The organism is Pseudoalteromonas sp. XMcav11-Q, assembly GCF_040104525.1.
Lineage (GTDB): Bacteria > Pseudomonadota > Gammaproteobacteria > Enterobacterales > Alteromonadaceae > Pseudoalteromonas.
In genome coordinates this window covers 1-19,026 of sequence record NZ_JBECOX010000021.1, presented here as the reverse complement: position 1 = coordinate 19,026, position 19,026 = coordinate 1, and the positions used below count along the sequence as shown (strand labels likewise).

Genomic DNA, 19,026 nt, shown 5'->3' with positions numbered 1-19,026 from the left:
ATTCAGTGTTATTTAAAGCTAAATGAGACCCGATTCTTACCCTTTCCTTTCGACTCATAAAGCGCTTGATCAGCAACTTTTAATAACGATTCCGCACTGAATTCCACGCCCTCAGAAACCGCCATGCCGATGCTGCATCCGACATTTACCAACTCACCATTGGTAAGCAAGATATCTTCATTTATCACGCTCAAAAGGCGATTTGCTAAGCTTTCAAGCAAGTCTCTGGCAATTTTTTCATTAATCACAAAGACAAACTCATCTCCACCAATACGACAAACAAAGTCATACTCTCGTAACGCTTCTTGTAGACGTCTTGCTACATGAACCAAAACCTCGTCACCACTATGATGGCCGTGATTATCATTAATCGGCTTGAAGTTATCTAAATCAAGATACCCTAAATACACATTTACTGGCTGTCGCATCGAGCGAGCAGACATTTTATTTAGCTCGTTAAATAGGTATTTTCGATTCGCCAATTGCGTAAGGTTATCGTGGTAGGCATCAAACTCTAGCTTTTCTTGAAGTGATTTACGCTTTTCGACCTCTGTTCTTAATTCTTCTAAACTCGCACTAAGTTCATGGGTGCGTTTTTCTACCATTGCTTCCAATTCAAGCTCATGTGTTTTAAGCGCTGTATTCGCTTCAATGAGTGCTTGCTGGTTTGCAAATGCATCCATCGCAGAGGCAATAACATGACTGACGGTATACAACAAATCCACCATGGCTTCTGAATATTCATCGCTACGACGGTAGGATTGGATCACAAACGCGCCTAAATGCTTGTCGCGATTGATTAACGGAAAGCACAGCCATTGCTTGGGGAAACTGCCTAACATTTCAATAACCCCTTTCTCGGTCAGTGCCATCAAAGCATGCTCAGAATAGTTCTTTACACTGTCAGAGCGCAGCGCATAACTAGTAAGCGTTTTGTCTATTTCTGTGCTAGTTAGGCTATTTAATTCCTCGAGCGAAATACTGTCTTTGACATCATGGAAATAGGGAAACTCAAACTCGCCATCTTGTCTTTGCAAAACCACATAGAAATTGTCCGCGTAAGTAATTTTTTGCACAATACAGTGCACATTCAACAAGAAGTGCTCCAAAGATTCGCTGGTGTTTAAGCACGAAACGATATCTGTCATGCTATCTATTACTTCAGGAAGTTCCGCCATCGTTGAGCGCCCTTTTGAATCGTTAATTCTCAATCTCACAAAAGCTTAACTAGCAGTGCTAAAAATTACCAGAAATCAATTACTTTTTTATCCGCTCATCGGGATGCCTGAGGTCTGTTGACCTTTCAATCTGATGTGTAACACTTTAAAATTTGCTGACTAGAGTCTAAACGGAATACATAATGAAATACTTACATACTATGGTACGTGTACGCGATCTTGATGAATCCATGAAGTTTTATTGCGACCTCTTGGGTCTCGTTGAAGTGAAACGTTATGACAGTGAACAAGGCCGTTTTAGTTTAATTTATCTCGCCGCCCCTGATCAAGTTGAGCAGGCGCAGCAAAGCTTTTCTCCTACTATCGAACTTACCTATAACTGGGATCCGGAAGAATACACTGGTGGTCGTAATTTTGGCCACTTGGCCTTTGCCGTAGAAAACATTTATGCACTTTGCCAAAAGCTGCAAGATGCCGGTGTGGTGATCAACCGACCACCGCGCTGTGGTCACATGGCATTTGTTAAATCTCCAGATGGAATTTCTATCGAGTTACTCCAACAAGGTGATGCGTTGCCTCCAGCTGAGCCTTGGCAGTCAATGGAAAACACGGGTAGTTGGTGATCACTAAAGCACCGGAGCGATGTATCTAACCTGAAATCAGAATAACTACCGCTCCTTCCCCCTTACTTCAATAAGCAAGATGGTAGCTTTTAAGCAATTTCACCAGTTGCTTTTTGAAAGGCTTTGAATCCAACACCTGTTGTAGCGCCTCAAAATCCGATGCTGAATTTTTAGGCGCCAATATTGCTCTAAAATAGGTTTCATGGGGATTTTGAGAAAAGTGAAACACTCGCTTCCAACCATTTTTAGCAACAAGATATTCTGTCGTAGAGCGACTGACGATCGCAATACTCACCCGCCTTTTGAGGATCATCTCCAATAGAGCTTCTTCGGAATTTACGTTCACCCGCTGGATATTGGCTTGCTCCACTCCTTGATCTAAGTGGCGGTAGTAGTACCCAGCAATGGCGCCAACTTGATTACCGTACAATGAGCTAGGGTGATAATATTCAAACGGTTGCTCTACATGCGAGACAAATTCGTCCGTGTCATACATTAACGGGCCGCTCCACAAATACTTTTGTTTTTTGCGGTCATCAAACCAAGCTGGGTTTACCCCTAAAATAAAACCTTTGAGCGTTTGCTGTTCGAGCTGCTTATCTAAGCGTTTACGTGGTACAAAACGTACTTCTACCTGCAGCTCTTTTTGCACGGCATTAATCAGTTTGGCTAAATCAAAATAAAGACCTTTTTGCGCTTCTAGATCAATAATATAGGGCGGCTTATGATGATATACGTAAAGAATTTGGGCTTCAGCGGCTGTCACTGAAAAGGCTACCATTAACCAAGTGGAAATGGCAATAAAGTACTTTTTTAACACTGAGTGCCTCGTGTCTAACCTAAACTTTTAATACAGTCTAAAACTACAGCCTAGCTCCTTCTCGGCACATCAGTTAATTCCTTTTGCATGTTTTTAAATGAGCAAAGGGACCAAAGGCCCCTTATTTTACAAAAATATAACAAAAACAAATTATGAACAAGTAATAACTGTGATCTGTATCACCCGTTTAATTACTTTCCATTATTTCTGCCTTAGTATTAGGCAATTACTGACAACCATCTTTGTTATAAGACACTTTCAGCGCTGCCCCCGTTGGTGCGCCTGACACTTTCAAGTATCCCCAATATTCAGATTGCGCACTTATCTCAATGCACTCTTGGTTACCTTGATTGAACGAGCTTGCATCCACATTAGTGCCATTTGGCCATCCTGCATTGCTGTATTCAAGCCCAAGATCACCACTACCATGAGCTGTTTTGATCACCACCGATTGTTGACCACTTACATTCTCAAGGCTAAACCACATCGGCTCTTGGCTTCCAAGGCAAATTGTTTCATCCGCTGCTAATCTACCATTAGAGACACTACCCTGCGACTGACATACGTCCTCTATTGTTGAATTTGTTACGATTTCCCCTAACAACTGCACACTTTCAAAGCGATTATAACCATGTAGCATAATGTAATAGGTGCCAGCGGTAGGTGTAGTGATTTCACATACCTCTTCGTTACCGGATTGGTATGGTCTGCAATCATACTCGCTGAACGTTGGCGTCGAGCCTAACTTAACGTAAAGATCGGCATCACCTGTACCTCCAGACGTGCTGATGACTAATTTATCAGTGCCAGCAGCGACATCGATTGAAAATGCAACTTGTTCATCTTGCTCGCCCGCAACCGTGACAGGTACGCCAGACTGTAGTTTGTTTGAAGTCGTTGCGTTTACAGTAGCCACTGTATTACTAGTGTGATTCAAACCGCTAGAATCGCTCACCGTTAAGCTAATTTGATACTCGCCTGCTTGCACATAACTGTGCGTAGGATTGGCTTCATTACTTTGACTGCCATCACCAAAACGCCACAGGTAAGTGAGTGCATCACCATCAGGGTCGATACTACCTTGGCTTGAAAATAGTATCGCTTGATTAACGTCACCAGAGTATGGGCCATTAATCACTGAAGTTGGTGCGTTATTCTGACCACCAGCGGCAAGCTCGTTGCACCATTGAACAAACTCTGATTGATACTGTGATGCGAGGCGGTCCATACGGGCTTGGTACGCATTCCAATTTGCTTGTCGCGTTTCCTGTCGCATTGCGAGCACTTCATCAAAGTGTTTTTCATACAGGAATCTCACCCCTAAATAACCCCAACGGTAAATTCTATCTTGATCAAAACCGTCATACGTCGTGCTGAATATTTCGGCTAGCGTATATACTGAGCCATCTTTGATTGTATCTATTGCGGCTTGATTATCATTGAGGTTTGCAATGTACTCAGCCACCCCTTCACTCCACCAGACGATAGGCTTAGTCGGAGCATTAAAGTCACCATAAAGATCAAAACGCCCATCAAGATAATGTACGTATTCATGCTCTAAGTTCCAGATGTAATGATCCGGCTTTGCATAACTGGCCTCGTATGCAACAAAATTAGCAACGTTATTCACATCGCTAGGATTACCCTCTAAATACATACCACCGTTGTCGGTGCTGATTTTAAAAATGGCTTTGGCATATTTTTTATAGTCTGCACTGCTATTAAAGATATTCACTTGTAGAAAATCATTGTTATCATCGGCAACCGGTAAGCGGCCAGTTTCCAGCATGGTGTGGAATCGTCCTTCTTCCGCTTCCATGGTTTGACACGCTGAAGTCAATTGCTGAGCGGTGAGCGCTTGTGCTCTAATCTTTATTGTATCGCTACAACTATGTTGTTGAGAAAGTACTTTGGTCTCAAGTTCTTTATCAAAATTACAAATACCAAACTGGCCACAATCAGCATAATAGGTCGCGACATCAGCCGCAGCTAACCAGACACCATCGCCAAAACCATAACTGTTATAACGCGAGAATAAAGCGGTTAATTGCGTGTCGACTGACTCTTGAATAGCTGCACCACTGTATAATTTAAGCCGAGCCAATTCGCTAGCAGCATTGATGATTAGATATTCAGAGTCTGAATTTACCATCCAAGTTTGTGCGGTGAAACTCCCTAGTAAACTCACCAATTGTTGATCGTTTTTAATCAAAGCGACAAAGTTATCATTCCACTGACCACGATATAAGATAGTGAAAATGCCGTTTACCGCACTGCGCATATTCCACTTTTGAGCGTAGCTTTCATTCCATTTAGATAGCCATGCTTTTACAACTGGCAGAAAGTGCCCTTGTAGTTCCGATGAGTCCATTGTAGTAATAGCCTCACCGAGTACTTTACCATGGGCATCATTGTCGTCGTAGAAATGGCTATTACTAACAAAAGCATCCAATGCATCTTTCACCGCAGGCTTAACCCAAGTAGCGAAAGCCACCTGATCATTGTAAAACTCAACATAAAAGCCAGCGCGAATAAATAAATAAAGCGCTTCGAGGTCGGCACTACCGTTGCCTGAATAGCTTTGCGAAAGCGACTTGGCATTTTGCGCCGCAGCGTACATTTTATCTGAAGTGAATACTTGTGTTTGGATGCTGCTGTCAGCGGAGAACAAAGCATTGATACAGCTCGTACCCTGTTGCTTTATTTCAGTAACAATTTGGCTACTGCTCGCACTTGCTAAGCTATTTAAATCACATGCAGCAATCGCTTCACTTTGGCCCACTGCCAGCGCTTGCAATAATGGCGTGTGTTTAGCAGATAATAGCGGCATGCTCCTTGTTGGTGTATGTGCAACGGGTGCTCTATCATGCAAATCTTTGTGCTCATGGCCATGGGAAATGTTCGTTTCCACTTGAACCGATGCATCGAGCGGCTTAAAGAGTCGCTGTGATTCTTGATGTGCGTTGGCTGAATTTATCGCTGTAAGCGCAGATAACGCCAAAGTGAGTTTTGTAATTTTCATCATTTACCTTTCCTGTTGTGTATCCAAACCCGATTGGGTTATAGGTTTTTAACACTAAAATTACAATGTATACAATATATTTTATATAACTTTATGGAATAGTGGCTCGACGGAAAAGCCATCATAATCTTAAAAACGAGTACCCAAAGGGGAAGGTTGTAGCTTATACATACACCCAATTGGTTGATCTTTATGATTAAAAATCCAACCAATTGACGAAAAGAAGGAATAAAAATTTATAGTGAGTGGAATAAATTAGATCTTATCAATATGGGAAATAGCGCCAGAAGTGATTTTTACTCTCACTCGATAAGTGGATAGCGTGATTGAATAAACACCGTCATTTGGTTTTTGTGCTAATAAATGCTGTAACCCTAACAGCAACTCATCTGTATCGTTACCACAGCTGGTGTTTCTTGAATCTAGGTATTCTTTTCCCTGCTTCATGGCCTTATCCAATACCACTGAAGCGACTTGCTGAGTAGACTTATTTTTCAACGTCTTAAACAATGCGCTTTTTAATAAACTCATGGTTATTCTCCTGATAAAGATACCGGCTCATACGCACATATCATTTATGAACCGGTGCCTGATTGGTTTTGGGAACAATCCGAGTGTAACAAGCTCGCACTAAAAGTCTAAATCAAATTCGTTTCAAACTATGTCAGATGTGTATGACCCCTACGCTATCTCAGCTAAATAACCTGAGGTTTGGATAAGGAATGAGCCAACTCATTGTTTTTTAACTACATCAAATTATTTCCTAATCTAGCCAGAGAGTTTTAGGGATAACCAGGCGAATTTACGCACCAATAGCTGGCTATTGGCAGTGAATTCAACGCAGTTAGCGCTAAAACTAGCTGCTAGAAAGGCATTAATTATTCGAAGCTCAGGTTAAATAATTTATTTGCTCGGCAAGCTGCTTACCAGAGAAAAGCTTCGGTACAAAGTGTAATAGGTTTAAGGAAAGCTGGTGCTCTGAGCGGGTGGTATTTACTAAGCTGGGTAAAGTGCCTAATTCGCTGCTTATATCGTGCCAAACGGGATTAGCCTCATTGAGCTTGTCATAAGCAATCGTATTGAACTCAAAATTTTCAAAATATTCATCAACTAAGAACAAGGGCTGAGTGAGCTTGAGCGAATCAAGTAACTCACGAGAGAGGTTTTGTCGCGCTTCAGAACTATTATTGGTAAAGAAGTGATCTGGTAGATTATAGCCAATGATTAAATCAGAACTTGCATATAAGCTATTGGTATACAACAAAGCAGTAAGAATAAGATAGGTATCGTACCTTGCTAAGCTCACACCTTGCAAAAGCTCACTCTGCTGACTAAGGTCAATCGCACAGCGACTACGCATGATACGCCAAAAACAATGTTGATTCAGGGAGAGGTCCTGCGCGCCAGCGCCTGCCAACTTAGATTTCCAACTCGATATAAACAATTCAAACCCTTGCGTTTTGAATTGATCGACTTCAAATGACATCCTTTTCTCCTCAAATTGTTTGTACCAAAAAATATACAGGCATCACACAAAGCTATAAGAATATAGAGAAATGGCAATTACACGACATTACAGCAGCAAAAGTAGAAATGATTGTTATAGTAAAAAGCCCGCGGGTGCGGGCTTTAAAAGAAAGGATTACTTGTATTCAACTTCGATGATTTCATATTCAACAGCGCCGTTCGGCGTTTGAATATTCACTGTATCATCTAGTTCTTTACCGATTAATCCACGCGCAATCGGTGAATTAACAGAAATCAAGTTGTTCTTAAGATCGGCCTCGTCGTCACCAACGATACGATAAGTTACTTCTTTGTCTGTATCTACATTAACAATAGTCACAGTACTACCAAAAATAACCTTGCCATTGTTCTGCATTTTAGTCACGTCGATGATCTGTGCTGTTGAAAGCTTAGCTTCAATTTCTTGAATTCGGCCTTCACAAAAACCTTGCTGCTCACGTGCAGCATGGTATTCAGCGTTTTCTTTTAAGTCACCGTGTTCACGCGCTTCTGCAATATCTGCAACGATTTTCGGGCGAACAACTTTTTTTAAATGATTCAGTTCATCACGAAGCAATTCTTCGCCTCGTACTGTCATCGGAATTGATTGCATAAGTATCTCACTCATTGCCAGAGCTGACGCTCTGGCCTTGTTCTTTTTAGTTCAAACGCTGGTGTAGTTCTTGAACAGAGTTTACAGAACTTCTGTCGTCAGCTTCATTCGCTGTACAGTTTGCAAACGCTGCATTTAGCGTAGTGGTGTAGTTAGTCTTATGCTGAAGTGCACCACGACGTAACACCTTCGAGTCCTCAATAGCTTGGCGACCTTCGGTAGTATTAACGATATAGCTGTACTCACCATTCTTGATACGGTCAAGAATATGAGGACGGCCTTCGAATACTTTGTTTACGCGACGTACTTCAATACCCGCTTCTTCAAGCGCTTTCGCCGTACCATTCGTTGCATCTAACTCAAAACCAATTGCTTTCATTGTCTTAGCTAGTTCAACTACGCGTGCCTTATCACCATTACGCACAGATAGTAGCGCGCGGCCGCCACGTGGTAAAGTGTTTGATGCGCCTAATTGGGCTTTTGCGAATGCTTCGGCGAAGTTTTCACCAACCCCCATCACTTCACCCGTCGAGCGCATCTCTGGACCACGCATTGGGTCAACACCTGGGAACTTAGCGAATGGCAATACCACTTCTTTTACACTGTAATATGGAGGGATAACTTCCTTCGTTACACCTTGGCTTTCAAGAGACTGGCCAACCATACAACGTGCAGCAACCTTTGCAAGTGCAACGCCTGTTGCTTTTGAAACAAATGGTACTGTACGAGCAGCGCGCGGGTTAACTTCAATCAGGTAAACTTGACCATCTTTCACTGCGAACTGGGTATTCATCAGGCCAACAACACCTAGCTCCAGCGCCATGTCACGGACTTGCTTACGCATCACGTCTTGAATATCTTGCGGCAGCGTGTGTGCTGGTAATGAACAAGCCGAGTCACCCGAGTGAACACCCGCCTGCTCGATGTGTTCCATAATACCGCCGATGATAACGTTCTCACCGTCACAGATAGCATCTACGTCTACTTCAATTGCATCATCTAAGAAACGGTCAAGTAGTACTGGGGCTTCATTAGAAACAGACACCGCTTCTGTCATGTAGCGACGTAAGTCGTCTTCATCGTACACGATTTCCATTGCACGACCACCAAGTACGTATGATGGACGAACAACCAGTGGGAAGCCAATTTCTTGTGATTTAGCAACCGCTTCTTCTAGTGACGTTACTGTTGCGTTTTCTGGTTGTAGTAGGTTTAGACGCTCTACAAGCTGTTGGAAGCGCTCACGGTCTTCTGCGCGGTCGATAGCGTCAGGGGAAGTACCAATTACTGGTACACCATTCGCTTCAAGATCTCGGGCCAATTTAAGTGGAGTTTGACCACCGTACTGAACGATCACGCCTTTTGGCTTTTCAACACGGACAATTTCTAACACGTCTTCAAGTGTAATTGGCTCGAAGAATAAGCGGTCAGACGTATCGTAGTCTGTTGAAACTGTCTCTGGGTTACAGTTAACCATGATAGTTTCATAGCCATCTTCACGCATCGCAAGGGCTGCGTGTACACAGCAGTAATCGAATTCGATACCTTGACCGATACGGTTAGGACCGCCACCGATAACCATGATTTTGTCTTTGTCAGAAGGATTCGCTTCACATTCTTCATCATACGTTGAGTACATGTAAGCGGTGTCTGAGCTAAACTCTGCAGCACATGTGTCTACGCGCTTGTAAACTGGCAGAATTTCAAGCTGGTGACGCTTCTTGCGAATTTCTTTTTCTGATACGCCTGCGATTTCGGCAATGCGAGCATCTGAGAAACCTTTACGCTTCAAGCGGCGCAGGAAGTCTTTGTTTAGACCTGCCATGCCCACTTCAGCGATTGTCGCTTCATCTTTTAAGATGTCTTCGATTTGAACTAGGTACCAAGGGTCAACTTTAGTGAGTTCAAATACCTCTTCAACAGACATACCGTGACGCATCGCATCAGCAATGTACCAAATACGCTCAGCACCTGGCTCGCGTAATTCACGGATGATCGTTTCTTTTGCGTTTGGCGCGTCTAGTGCAACGATTGGGTTCAGACCCGTTGCACCCACTTCTAGGCCTCGTAGTGCTTTTTGTAATGATTCTTGTTGGTTACGACCAATTGCCATTACCTCACCAACCGACTTCATTTGCGTAGTTAGACGGTCGTTTGAACCTGCGAATTTTTCGAAGTTAAAACGAGGGATCTTAGTCACTACGTAGTCGATTGACGGCTCAAATGATGCTGGAGTTGCACCACCTGTGATGTCGTTTTGAAGCTCATCAAGCGTATAACCTACGGCAAGCTTGGCAGCGATTTTAGCGATGGGGAATCCCGTTGCTTTTGACGCAAGTGCAGAAGAACGCGATACACGCGGGTTCATCTCGATGATAACCATACGGCCATCAACAGGGTTTACACCAAACTGAACGTTTGAACCACCAGTTTCAACACCAATTTCACGAAGTACCGCCATCGAGGCGTTACGCATGATTTGATATTCTTTATCAGTTAGCGTTTGTGCTGGTGCAACTGTGATTGAGTCACCAGTGTGTACGCCCATTGGGTCGAAGTTTTCGATTGAACATACGATGATACAGTTGTCGTTTTTATCACGAACCACTTCCATCTCATATTCTTTCCAGCCTAATAGGCTTTCATCGATAAGCAGCTCATTTGTTGGTGATAGGTCAAGACCACGAGTACAAATCTCGTCAAACTCTTCCATGTTATACGCAACACCACCACCGGTGCCGCCCATCGTGAATGAAGGACGAATAATACATGGGAACCCGATACGAGTTAAGATATCGTGCGCTTCATCCATTGAGTGTGCAATTTCAGCACGAGGACATTCTAAGCCAATATTTTTCATCGCCGCGTCAAAACGCTCGCGGTTTTCCGCTTTATCGATTGCATCTGCAGTCGCACCAATTAGCTCAACGCCATGTTTAGCAAGCACACCGTGCTTATCTAGGTCTAGCGCACAGTTAAGAGCTGTTTGGCCACCCATAGTAGGCAGCACCGCATCAGGCTTTTCTTTTTCGATGATCTTTTCTACCACCTCCCAGTGAATAGGCTCGATGTAAGTTGCATCCGCCATTTCAGGATCAGTCATGATAGTCGCAGGGTTAGAGTTTACAAGAATAACTCTATAGCCTTCTTCTCTAAGCGCTTTACAGGCCTGAGCACCAGAGTAATCGAATTCACATGCTTGGCCGATAACGATTGGGCCTGCGCCCAAAATCAGAATGCTTTTTATGTCGGTACGTTTTGGCATTATTACTCCGGTCTAATTAAGCGTTGCGAGATTGCATTAATTCAATGAAATGGTCGAATAGCGGTGCCGCATCATGTGGACCAGGACTTGCTTCAGGGTGACCTTGGAAGCTAAACGCTGGCTTATCAGTACGGTGAATACCTTGCAGTGTGCCATCGAACAGTGACTTGTGCGTTGCACGTAGCGTATCAGGAAGCGTTGCTTCATCAGCAGCAAAACCGTGGTTTTGTGCAGTGATCATCACGACATCACGATCTAAGTCTTTAACCGGGTGGTTACCACCATGGTGACCAAACTTCATTTTTACTGTTTTCGCACCAGAAGCTAGTGCTAATAATTGATGGCCTAAACAAATACCAAAAATAGGTGTATCTGTTTCTAAAAATGCTTTGATTGCTTCAATGGCATAAGTACATGGCTCAGGGTCGCCAGGGCCATTTGATAGGAAGATACCATCAGGGTTTAATGCAAGTACGTCAGCAGCGGAGGTTTCTGCTGGAACAACGGTTAACTTACAGCCTCTATCAACTAACATTCTAAGAATGTTCTTTTTCACACCAAAATCGTACGCAACAACATGGAATTTTTCTTCTTCAGCAGAAAGCGTTTTAAAGCCCTCGCCTAGAGTCCAGCTTGATTCACGCCATTCAAACTGAGATTCTGTTGTTACTACTTTTGCTAAATCCATCCCTTTCAAGCCAGGGAATGCTTGCGCCGCTTCTAGCGCCTTTTGCTCGTCTACTTCCTCACCTGCGATAATACAGCCATTTTGGGCGCCTTTATCACGTAAAATGCGAGTTAGTTTACGAGTATCAATATCTGCGATCCCTAAGATATTGCGTTCTTTCAAGTAATCACTCAATGATTGTTCGTTACGGAAATTACTCGCAAGCAGTGGTAAGTCACGGATCACTAGGCCTTTTGCCCAGATCTTGTCCGCTTCCTCATCTTCGCTGTTAGTACCGGTGTTGCCGATATGTGGGTAAGTAAGCGTAACGATTTGTTCCGCGTATGAAGGATCCGTTAAGATCTCTTGATACCCCGTCATTGACGTATTGAATACCACCTCACCGACTGACATACCGTCAGCACCGATAGCAGTACCGCGAAACACCGTGCCGTCTTCAAGGACTAACAGAGCGGATTTAGTCAAGTTAACCTCCTAATAGTAAAAAACGGGCGAAAGCAAAACGCTCAACATCCCGTCTACAAAGCGCTTGGTAACACGCAGTTATTAAAATTTTGGCAAATTCGTTATAGTCTACAGCATGAATGCCTTTTCGTCTAATACAAATCACAAAAATTATAAAAATAAGCCATTAAACTCTTTTTTTGCTTTAAAGCCTCAAAATGTTATACTTACTTCTTTAAATCTAGCACATCTTGCATATCATAAAGGCCTGCTGGTTTATCTTTTAGCCACTGCGCAGCCCTTACAGCACCTGATGCAAAGGTCAATCTCGACGCTGCTTTATGTGTTAATTCAAGCCTTTCCCCCATTGTCGAGAAGTAAGCTGTATGTTCACCTACTATATCTCCCGCTCTAAGGACCGAATAACCGATTTCTTGTTGAGATTTCGCTTCATGGCTCTGACTTCGGTCGTAAACCGCAACCTCATCATGTTGCCAGCCTTTTGCTTCTGCAATCGCCTCTCCGATAGCGAGCGCAGTACCTGAGGGCGCGTCGATTTTGTTGCGATGGTGTGCTTCGAAAATTTCAATATCCATGTCGTCAGCCAGCTTTTGTGCGGCTGTTTGTACTAAGTTAAGTAGCAGGTTAATACCAACGCTATAGTTGCGAGAAAACACAATTGGGATATCTTTTGCGGCCTCCACCAACAGCGCCATTTCACTTGCTGTCAGTCCAGTCGTACCGATCACCATCGGTTTTTTAGCGGCAATTGCAGCTGATAAATGCTGCTTCATGCCCTCTGGCAAAGTGAAGTCTATTAATACGTCAACATTTTCAAGCTTACTTTGCTCAGAGCTAAAACAGATATTTGCGTCTGCTTGAGGCTGCAATTGATTAACTGCTTTATCAAGATATTGTGAATTATCTCGTACAAAAGCGTTGGCCAGCTCTACTCGTTGTGACAAATAACAGGCTTCAATCAATGCTAACCCCATTCTGCCATTCGCACCGTAAATACCTATTCTTGTCATACGTTACCCTTTTTTATTTGCGATGTTGATTATCCACAAGGCAGCAACGATGGCTAACCGGATAATAGAAATGTGTTTTTGCGGGAGTAGAGTTTACCGTATCTGTGTGTCATAGTCAGTTAAGTTGAAAATAATAAAACATTAGACTTTAGACGTCTAAACATATAAACTGCCGCGATCGCTCACCTATTGAAGTTGAGAGATTTTCACCTTATACCAATTGCATTAAGTAAATGGGCTATTTTGAAGCGGAGAAATAGCTTTAGTAGCTAGGCAAAAATTTTGCTATTTAGTTGTTCTAAATGAGAAATTTTTAACGACGCTAATATGCTAATTCACCCTTCAAATTGGTTGGAGAATTAATACAATTGGTATTAGGTGTGTTGTGCGGTTTTACAGCTGGCTATTGGCTGTGCTTTATTGTTGAGGAGTGCTATGCAACCAAATTACAATCAAACAAAGGCAAAACTATCATTATTGCCGCTGTTGACCTTTGTAGGAATTTTTCTTGGCGCAGGATTGTATTTGCAATCGCAAGGCGTTGACTATGCGTTTTATCAATTAAAGGCTCCTGTTGCGATTTTACCAGCCATCGTTCTCGCTTTTTTACTTAATAAAGATACTATCAACCGCAGCGTCGAAACTTTTATTCAAGGCGCAGGACACAGCAATATTATCACCATGTGCCTCATCTATTTATTAGCAGGTGCTTTTTCTGCGGTTGCAAGTGCCACTGGCGGTGTTGACGCTGTGGTTAACGCCGGTTTATCACTTATTCCTCCGGCATTTTTATTACCCGGCTTGTTCCTTATTTCTGCTGTCGTCTCTACCGCAATGGGAACCTCCATGGGCACAATTGGTGCAATTGGACCTATTGCTGTTGCCGTCGCGATGAAAACCGGAATTGATCCAGCACTTATGGCTGGTACCATCGTTTCGGGCGCAATGTTTGGCGATAACTTATCCATTATTTCTGATACCACAATTGCAGCAACGCGAACGCAAGGCTGTGAAATGAAAGATAAATTTAGAGAGAATCTAAAAATAGCCCTACCAGCTGCACTGCTGACTGTTTTACTCTTGGTGTTTTTAACCCCAGAGCCGCAGATTGTAGAAACCAAGCCGTTTGATTGGTTATTAGTTTTACCATACGCATTTATTTTGGTCTTGGCGGTGATTGGTATCAATGTTTTTGTGGTGCTCTTTAGTGGTATCGTTTTTGCCGGCTGTATGGGTTTTGCCGGTGACTATCAAGGCGCTGCGTTCTTAAACGATATCTATAAAGGCTTTAGTGATATGCAGGAGATTTTCTTGCTATCGATGTTCATTGGTGGCTTATCTGAATTTATTCGTATCAATGGCGGCCTAGATTTTTTAGCCAAACAAATCCAAAAAATTACCAGCATTATCGCGAAATGGCACCGTCAAGTAGCTGATCAACTCGGTATTGCTGCACTCGTGTTAACAAGTAACTTGTGTATCGCAAATAACACGGTAAGTATCATAGTTGCTGGCCCCGTTGCTAAAAAACTGGCTGAAGATGGAAAGATCTCAGCTAAGCGTTCGGCAAGCTTACTAGATATTTTTGCTTGTGTTATGCAAGGCTCTTTACCCTATGGTGCACAGGCACTGTTACTCGGAGCCACGTTTAAAATCAGCCCTTGGGACGTATCTAGTTCTTCTTATTACTGTTTCATTTTAGCTTTCACCGCCATTAGCGTTATCTGCCTAAGAAGAAATAAAGCATAATTTATTCGGTTTAAGCGCCCAACTTTGGGCGCTTTTGTTATACTTTCATTTTTAACGCTATCCGAATTTATAAATGAAAATCAACACGCTCATCATTTCCTCCTCACTCGCTTTTAGCACATTTAGTTACGCTGCTGATTGGAGTACAACGCAACTACATATAAACCATGGTGATTTCAAAAACCCGTTTAGCAGAAACGAAGCAACGGCAACGGTTTACTCATTACAACATGCGTCTGGATATCGCTACGGCGATAATTTCTTCTTTATCGATTACAGCAAAGATAACCTTCGTGATGGTTACCAAGATGGTGACTTTTATGGAGAGTGGTATTCAAGCTTGTCGATGTCAAAGGTTGCTGGCTTTAAGTCTTCTTTCGACGCCATAGCTGACGTTAGCTTAACGATGGGTTTCAATGCAGCCGGAGACGCTAAGGTGATGAAATACTTGCCTGGTGTCAAAGTAAATTGGAATTTTGACGGGTTCAATTTTTTCTCTTCTACATTCACACTTTATCAAGACGATAGCCAAGGTATTAGTCATGGCGGTGCGCCTAAAGAAAGTGATAGTTGGATGATAGATCTCGCATGGGGTTACCCCTTTACAATTGGCGAGCAAAAGTTCTATCTCACAGGTCACGTAGAATATATTGGCAAGCGAGAGAACGAGTTGGGTAATGACGTAAAAGGCTGGTTGCTCGCGCAGCCAATTCTACAATGGGATCTAGGCAACGCGGTAGGTATGCCTGACAACCAGTTAATGTTAGGTGTTGAATGGCAATATTGGCGTAACAAACTTGGCACAGATACCAATGAATCTGTTCCCCAGCTACACCTAGCGTGGACTTTCTAACTCTGAACTCGCTTTTGACCTTTGATTTTACTCTGTGATGGTTGAGTCAAAGGTACTCATTATTTATCAGCTCCCAACTGATACATCTACCATTCAAAGTATAAAGAGCAGTGTTGTGGTAATAGTTTTTTGTGATGGATTAGTTCTCACACCAAGATAGCGCAACTTCCGGTAGTGCAGTATCCGTCGATACACTGGCGGCCACTTTTTGTTGCTCAGACAGCTGTGCATTATAAGATGCTATCAACTCTGGGAGTTGCAATGTATATACATATTTCTCCATATTGCTGCCGTAATCACTTTGGAGCAATATGGGTAAAGTCGAAATAAGAAACTCAACTTGATCTGCATTTGGCTGTATGCCATTTCTACTTTTTTGAAAAATTAGCTCCTGCCAAGTAAACACAATAGATAATTCTTTATCCTCTACCGCACTTAGCTGAGTTTTCACTGTATTCATATAGCGCCTATAGTTTTTCCACTGATTGGCAAGCAGGTAAACATTTAATAAATTTAACCCTGTATAACTCGCTTCGTATGCTTGCTCTGCTTTTTGATGATAGAGGAAAGCTTGCCTATATAGTCTTGCAGCATGCTGATACTTACTCATATCAAAATAAACATTAGCTAAGTTATTGTTAAGTGCCGCTTCCAGTTGTTCATCCTTCACCTCAGACAATGTCGGCGCTAAAATATTGATTGCTTCTTCTAACTGCCCTGTTGTTCGATATAAAACGGCAAGATTATTAACGATAAGTGGCCTTTGCTCGTGAGTTGAGTACTTAAGTGCACATTCATAGTTTTTTTGCGCAAGCGCAGGCTTACCGATCCGGCGATAATAAATCGCGAGGTAATTTGCAATTTGCCCCTTTTCGGACTGCAAATACGCAAGCCACTCAGTATTGTCGGAAAATAGCGCTACGATTTCACGAATTCTGACCGTATCGTTTGTTTTAATTGCAGCTTCTAAACCGGCGCGATGTAACTCATAGATACCTTTAGAAGGCTGTTCTGGAAGTTTGGGTAACGCTGCTTCATATACTCGAGTTGCTTGTGTTGGGTTAGAGATGTTTAAATCTTGAATAACCTGCAATGTCTTAAACAATTCATCAGGGGCGAGTACTGTCAGAGAAGAAACTATAATTAAAATTGGTAGCACTTTCACTCTCCGATTTCCTGATTTAAAGTAATCATAGTGAAGCTTCCGCTGGTTGGCAAAATGCCTGAGCGTGCAGCAGTATAAAATTGCTAGCGACTTCACATTAAACACATCAAATCCATTTGGGTTATCAAAACATGGACTCTGTGACTACAAAAACTAAAAGCAGCACAACAAGGTATTTAATCGATGCAGAAAGACACAGTAATTACACAGTCACAGCTTAATAAAAAGATGACACAGGCTATCGAGTATTTTATTTCGGGCCAAGACCAAGCAGCAGAGCAAGCATTTCAGCAACTATATCAACAACAGCCTACTCAGCAGGTTATTTTATATCTCGCACAATTGGCACAGCGTAGACAAGCCGGGAGTGAATGGATTGAACAGCTTGAAGCACTGCTGCATAAACACCCAGATGTACCAGATAGCTATTATATTCTCGCTCGCAGTTATCAACAAAACAGACAACTACCACTCGCCGCTCAAACCTTCTATCAAGCGCTAGGGTGGCGCTTGCAGCATGACGCACTGACAAACATTGCAGCAGTTCAATCATCCGAAGTACCAATACATGAAAGCGCGAGCTCAACTAAACTAACTCCTGAAAATGCATTACACCTATTACTACAAACATTATCATCCTTAAAAAAGGCGGGATTTTATGCTTTTCCTACGGCTGGTACTTTGCTTGGGTTAGAGCGTGAAGGTCAACTCTTAGAAAATGATAAAGATGTTGATATTGGTATCGACTGGTCTCACATGAAAAGCGCAATCGAACATTTACAGCATCTTGGCTGGCAGGAAGAAGCGCAATCCTATGGACTTATAAACCCTCGATGTTTTCGCCACCAATCAGGCTTAGTGCTTGACCTTTGCGGTTATGCCACAGAGCAAAGCACTGGAGACACAATATCAGGTTTATGGATGCAAGACGTACCTTTTACTTGGAATAGAGTGACGCGTTTCTCTGCTATTCAAGTTGTGAGCATCAGCTCACCTGCTGGAGAAATTTGTTATCCCCAGTATCCAGAACAAATCTTACAAGCATTATATGGGCTGGATTGGAAAATACCTGACGCAAATTTTGATACCATCGTCTGCGCCCCGAATATTATGCATGATTCCTACTTATATTACTGTTATGCCTACTCTCACCTCTACACTGAGTGGAAAAAAGGCAACTTCAAAAAAATGCATGCCATGCTTAAGGTGCTATTAAAGTTCAAGCCTCATGACAGTCTTTTAAAAAATCTTATGCAGTTCGTACAGAAGCAGATGAAATCACAACAGCCGTGCCGTGTTTTAGCGCTTGGTTTTTTTGATCTGCTTCACCCTGGTCACCTAACGTATTTGTCGTTAGCGAAATCACACGGAGACTACTTAGTTGTTGGGGTCGCACCGGATGCTTTTGCGTTAAAAAGTAAGGGACGACCGCCAATAATGGATCAAGACGAGCGCTTAAGTATTATTAAGGCATTAGCATGCGTAGATAAAGCGGTTTTAGTCGGTGCACCAATGGCTGATACTGAGCGAGCAGCGCACTGGATCGCACAACAAAGAGTAAACCTTGTGATCTGCGGTGATGAATGGCAACACACACCCCGCTGGCAGGCATTGGAAGCAGCTTTAGCACCACAAAATATTCAGGTTGTTTATATCCCTTATACCCAAGGAGTTTCTAGCACTAAAATTAAAGAAAGAATACAAAACTTCAATGAGAGTTAACGCTGTGTATCTACTGGGAGCGAGTGTTGAAACGGGTTTTAATGTACATGCTTTTTGCTGGAACTTCATTGCAAGCCATCGGCGGGTAAACCGCCTTCCACCATGTTGCACTGTGCTTATATGTTTTACTGTGCTGATACTGTGGTGGGAGCGAGTTCACCTCGCGATGTGTTGATTGGCTTGTGAGATTTTCTATACCCCAAACAACAAAAAAACCCGTCGCATCTCTGCAACGGGTTTTGATGTACATGGATGTTCGAATGTCGATGAAGTTCATGGATGAACGCTTTTCATCAACCTCTTATTTGGCCCTGGCTCGCTACGAAGTAGGATGTTCTCATTTTTTA

The 19,026-nt window shown here is 42.7% G+C and carries 14 protein-coding genes; 4 read left to right on the top strand and 10 right to left on the bottom strand.

Features of this window, described 5'->3' with window-relative positions; all coding sequences use genetic code 11:
- Nucleotides 1-8: 8 nt before the first annotated feature.
- Nucleotides 9-1,178, bottom strand: a complete 1,170-nt coding sequence (locus tag ABMY45_RS21975; RefSeq protein WP_174169057.1) for a sensor domain-containing diguanylate cyclase — start codon at nucleotides 1,176-1,178, stop codon at nucleotides 9-11.
- Between the two features lie 182 nt (nucleotides 1,179-1,360).
- On the opposite strand from ABMY45_RS21975, the gene ABMY45_RS21970 reads away from it, so the two are divergent.
- A complete protein-coding gene (locus ABMY45_RS21970) occupies nucleotides 1,361-1,801 on the top strand; it encodes a VOC family protein (protein WP_010604034.1) in 441 nt (146 codons plus the stop codon).
- A 67-nt stretch (nucleotides 1,802-1,868) separates the two neighbouring features.
- Here the strand turns inward: ABMY45_RS21970 and ABMY45_RS21965 are convergent, their stop codons facing one another.
- From ABMY45_RS21965 to dapB, 8 genes are all read right to left on the bottom strand, one after another.
- Nucleotides 1,869-2,621 (bottom strand): transporter substrate-binding domain-containing protein, encoded by a 753-nt coding sequence (locus ABMY45_RS21965; protein ID WP_349289512.1) that lies wholly within the window; start codon nucleotides 2,619-2,621, stop codon nucleotides 1,869-1,871.
- 226 nt (nucleotides 2,622-2,847) lie between these two features.
- The gene (locus tag ABMY45_RS21960; RefSeq protein WP_349289511.1) at nucleotides 2,848-5,646 is read right to left on the bottom strand and encodes a collagenase; all 2,799 of its coding nucleotides are present in this window, start codon (nucleotides 5,644-5,646) and stop codon (nucleotides 2,848-2,850) included.
- Between the two features lie 252 nt (nucleotides 5,647-5,898).
- Nucleotides 5,899-6,174 carry a hypothetical protein gene (locus ABMY45_RS21955; protein ID WP_010604031.1) on the bottom strand — a complete coding sequence of 92 codons (276 nt, stop codon included), beginning with the start codon at nucleotides 6,172-6,174 and terminating at the stop codon, nucleotides 5,899-5,901.
- A 358-nt stretch (nucleotides 6,175-6,532) separates the two neighbouring features.
- The gene (locus tag ABMY45_RS21950; protein WP_349289510.1) at nucleotides 6,533-7,129 is read right to left on the bottom strand and encodes a hypothetical protein; all 597 of its coding nucleotides are present in this window, start codon (nucleotides 7,127-7,129) and stop codon (nucleotides 6,533-6,535) included.
- Nucleotides 7,130-7,285: 156 nt separating this feature from the next.
- Nucleotides 7,286-7,762: a transcription elongation factor GreA gene (greA, locus tag ABMY45_RS21945; protein ID WP_010377973.1), complete on the bottom strand. Its 477-nt coding sequence runs from the start codon at nucleotides 7,760-7,762 to the stop codon at nucleotides 7,286-7,288.
- A 46-nt stretch (nucleotides 7,763-7,808) separates the two neighbouring features.
- Nucleotides 7,809-11,027 carry a carbamoyl-phosphate synthase large subunit gene (gene carB, locus ABMY45_RS21940; RefSeq protein ID WP_039495519.1) on the bottom strand — a complete coding sequence of 1,073 codons (3,219 nt, stop codon included), beginning with the start codon at nucleotides 11,025-11,027 and terminating at the stop codon, nucleotides 7,809-7,811.
- A 16-nt stretch (nucleotides 11,028-11,043) separates the two neighbouring features.
- Nucleotides 11,044-12,180 (bottom strand): glutamine-hydrolyzing carbamoyl-phosphate synthase small subunit, encoded by a 1,137-nt coding sequence (gene carA, locus ABMY45_RS21935; RefSeq protein WP_045962293.1) that lies wholly within the window; start codon nucleotides 12,178-12,180, stop codon nucleotides 11,044-11,046.
- Between the two features lie 206 nt (nucleotides 12,181-12,386).
- A complete protein-coding gene (gene dapB / locus ABMY45_RS21930; protein ID WP_174169061.1) occupies nucleotides 12,387-13,190 on the bottom strand; it encodes a 4-hydroxy-tetrahydrodipicolinate reductase in 804 nt (267 codons plus the stop codon).
- A 435-nt stretch (nucleotides 13,191-13,625) separates the two neighbouring features.
- On the opposite strand from dapB, the gene ABMY45_RS21925 reads away from it, so the two are divergent.
- Both ABMY45_RS21925 and ABMY45_RS21920 read left to right on the top strand, forming a co-directional pair.
- Entirely contained in the window at nucleotides 13,626-14,939 is a 1,314-nt protein-coding gene (locus ABMY45_RS21925) for a Na+/H+ antiporter NhaC family protein (protein ID WP_206473762.1), read from the top strand.
- Nucleotides 14,940-15,012: 73 nt separating this feature from the next.
- Nucleotides 15,013-15,792 carry a nucleoside-binding protein gene (locus ABMY45_RS21920; protein ID WP_211868640.1) on the top strand — a complete coding sequence of 260 codons (780 nt, stop codon included), beginning with the start codon at nucleotides 15,013-15,015 and terminating at the stop codon, nucleotides 15,790-15,792.
- Nucleotides 15,793-15,931: 139 nt separating this feature from the next.
- Here ABMY45_RS21920 and ABMY45_RS21915 read toward each other — a convergent pair whose 3' ends face one another.
- A complete protein-coding gene (locus ABMY45_RS21915) occupies nucleotides 15,932-16,957 on the bottom strand; it encodes a tetratricopeptide repeat protein (protein ID WP_227387211.1) in 1,026 nt (341 codons plus the stop codon).
- A gap of 183 nt (nucleotides 16,958-17,140) precedes the next feature.
- On the opposite strand from ABMY45_RS21915, the gene ABMY45_RS21910 reads away from it, so the two are divergent.
- Complete coding sequence (locus tag ABMY45_RS21910) at nucleotides 17,141-18,679, top strand: adenylyltransferase/cytidyltransferase family protein (RefSeq protein WP_206473756.1); 1,539 nt, start codon at nucleotides 17,141-17,143, stop codon at nucleotides 18,677-18,679.
- Nucleotides 18,680-19,026 lie beyond the last annotated feature (347 nt).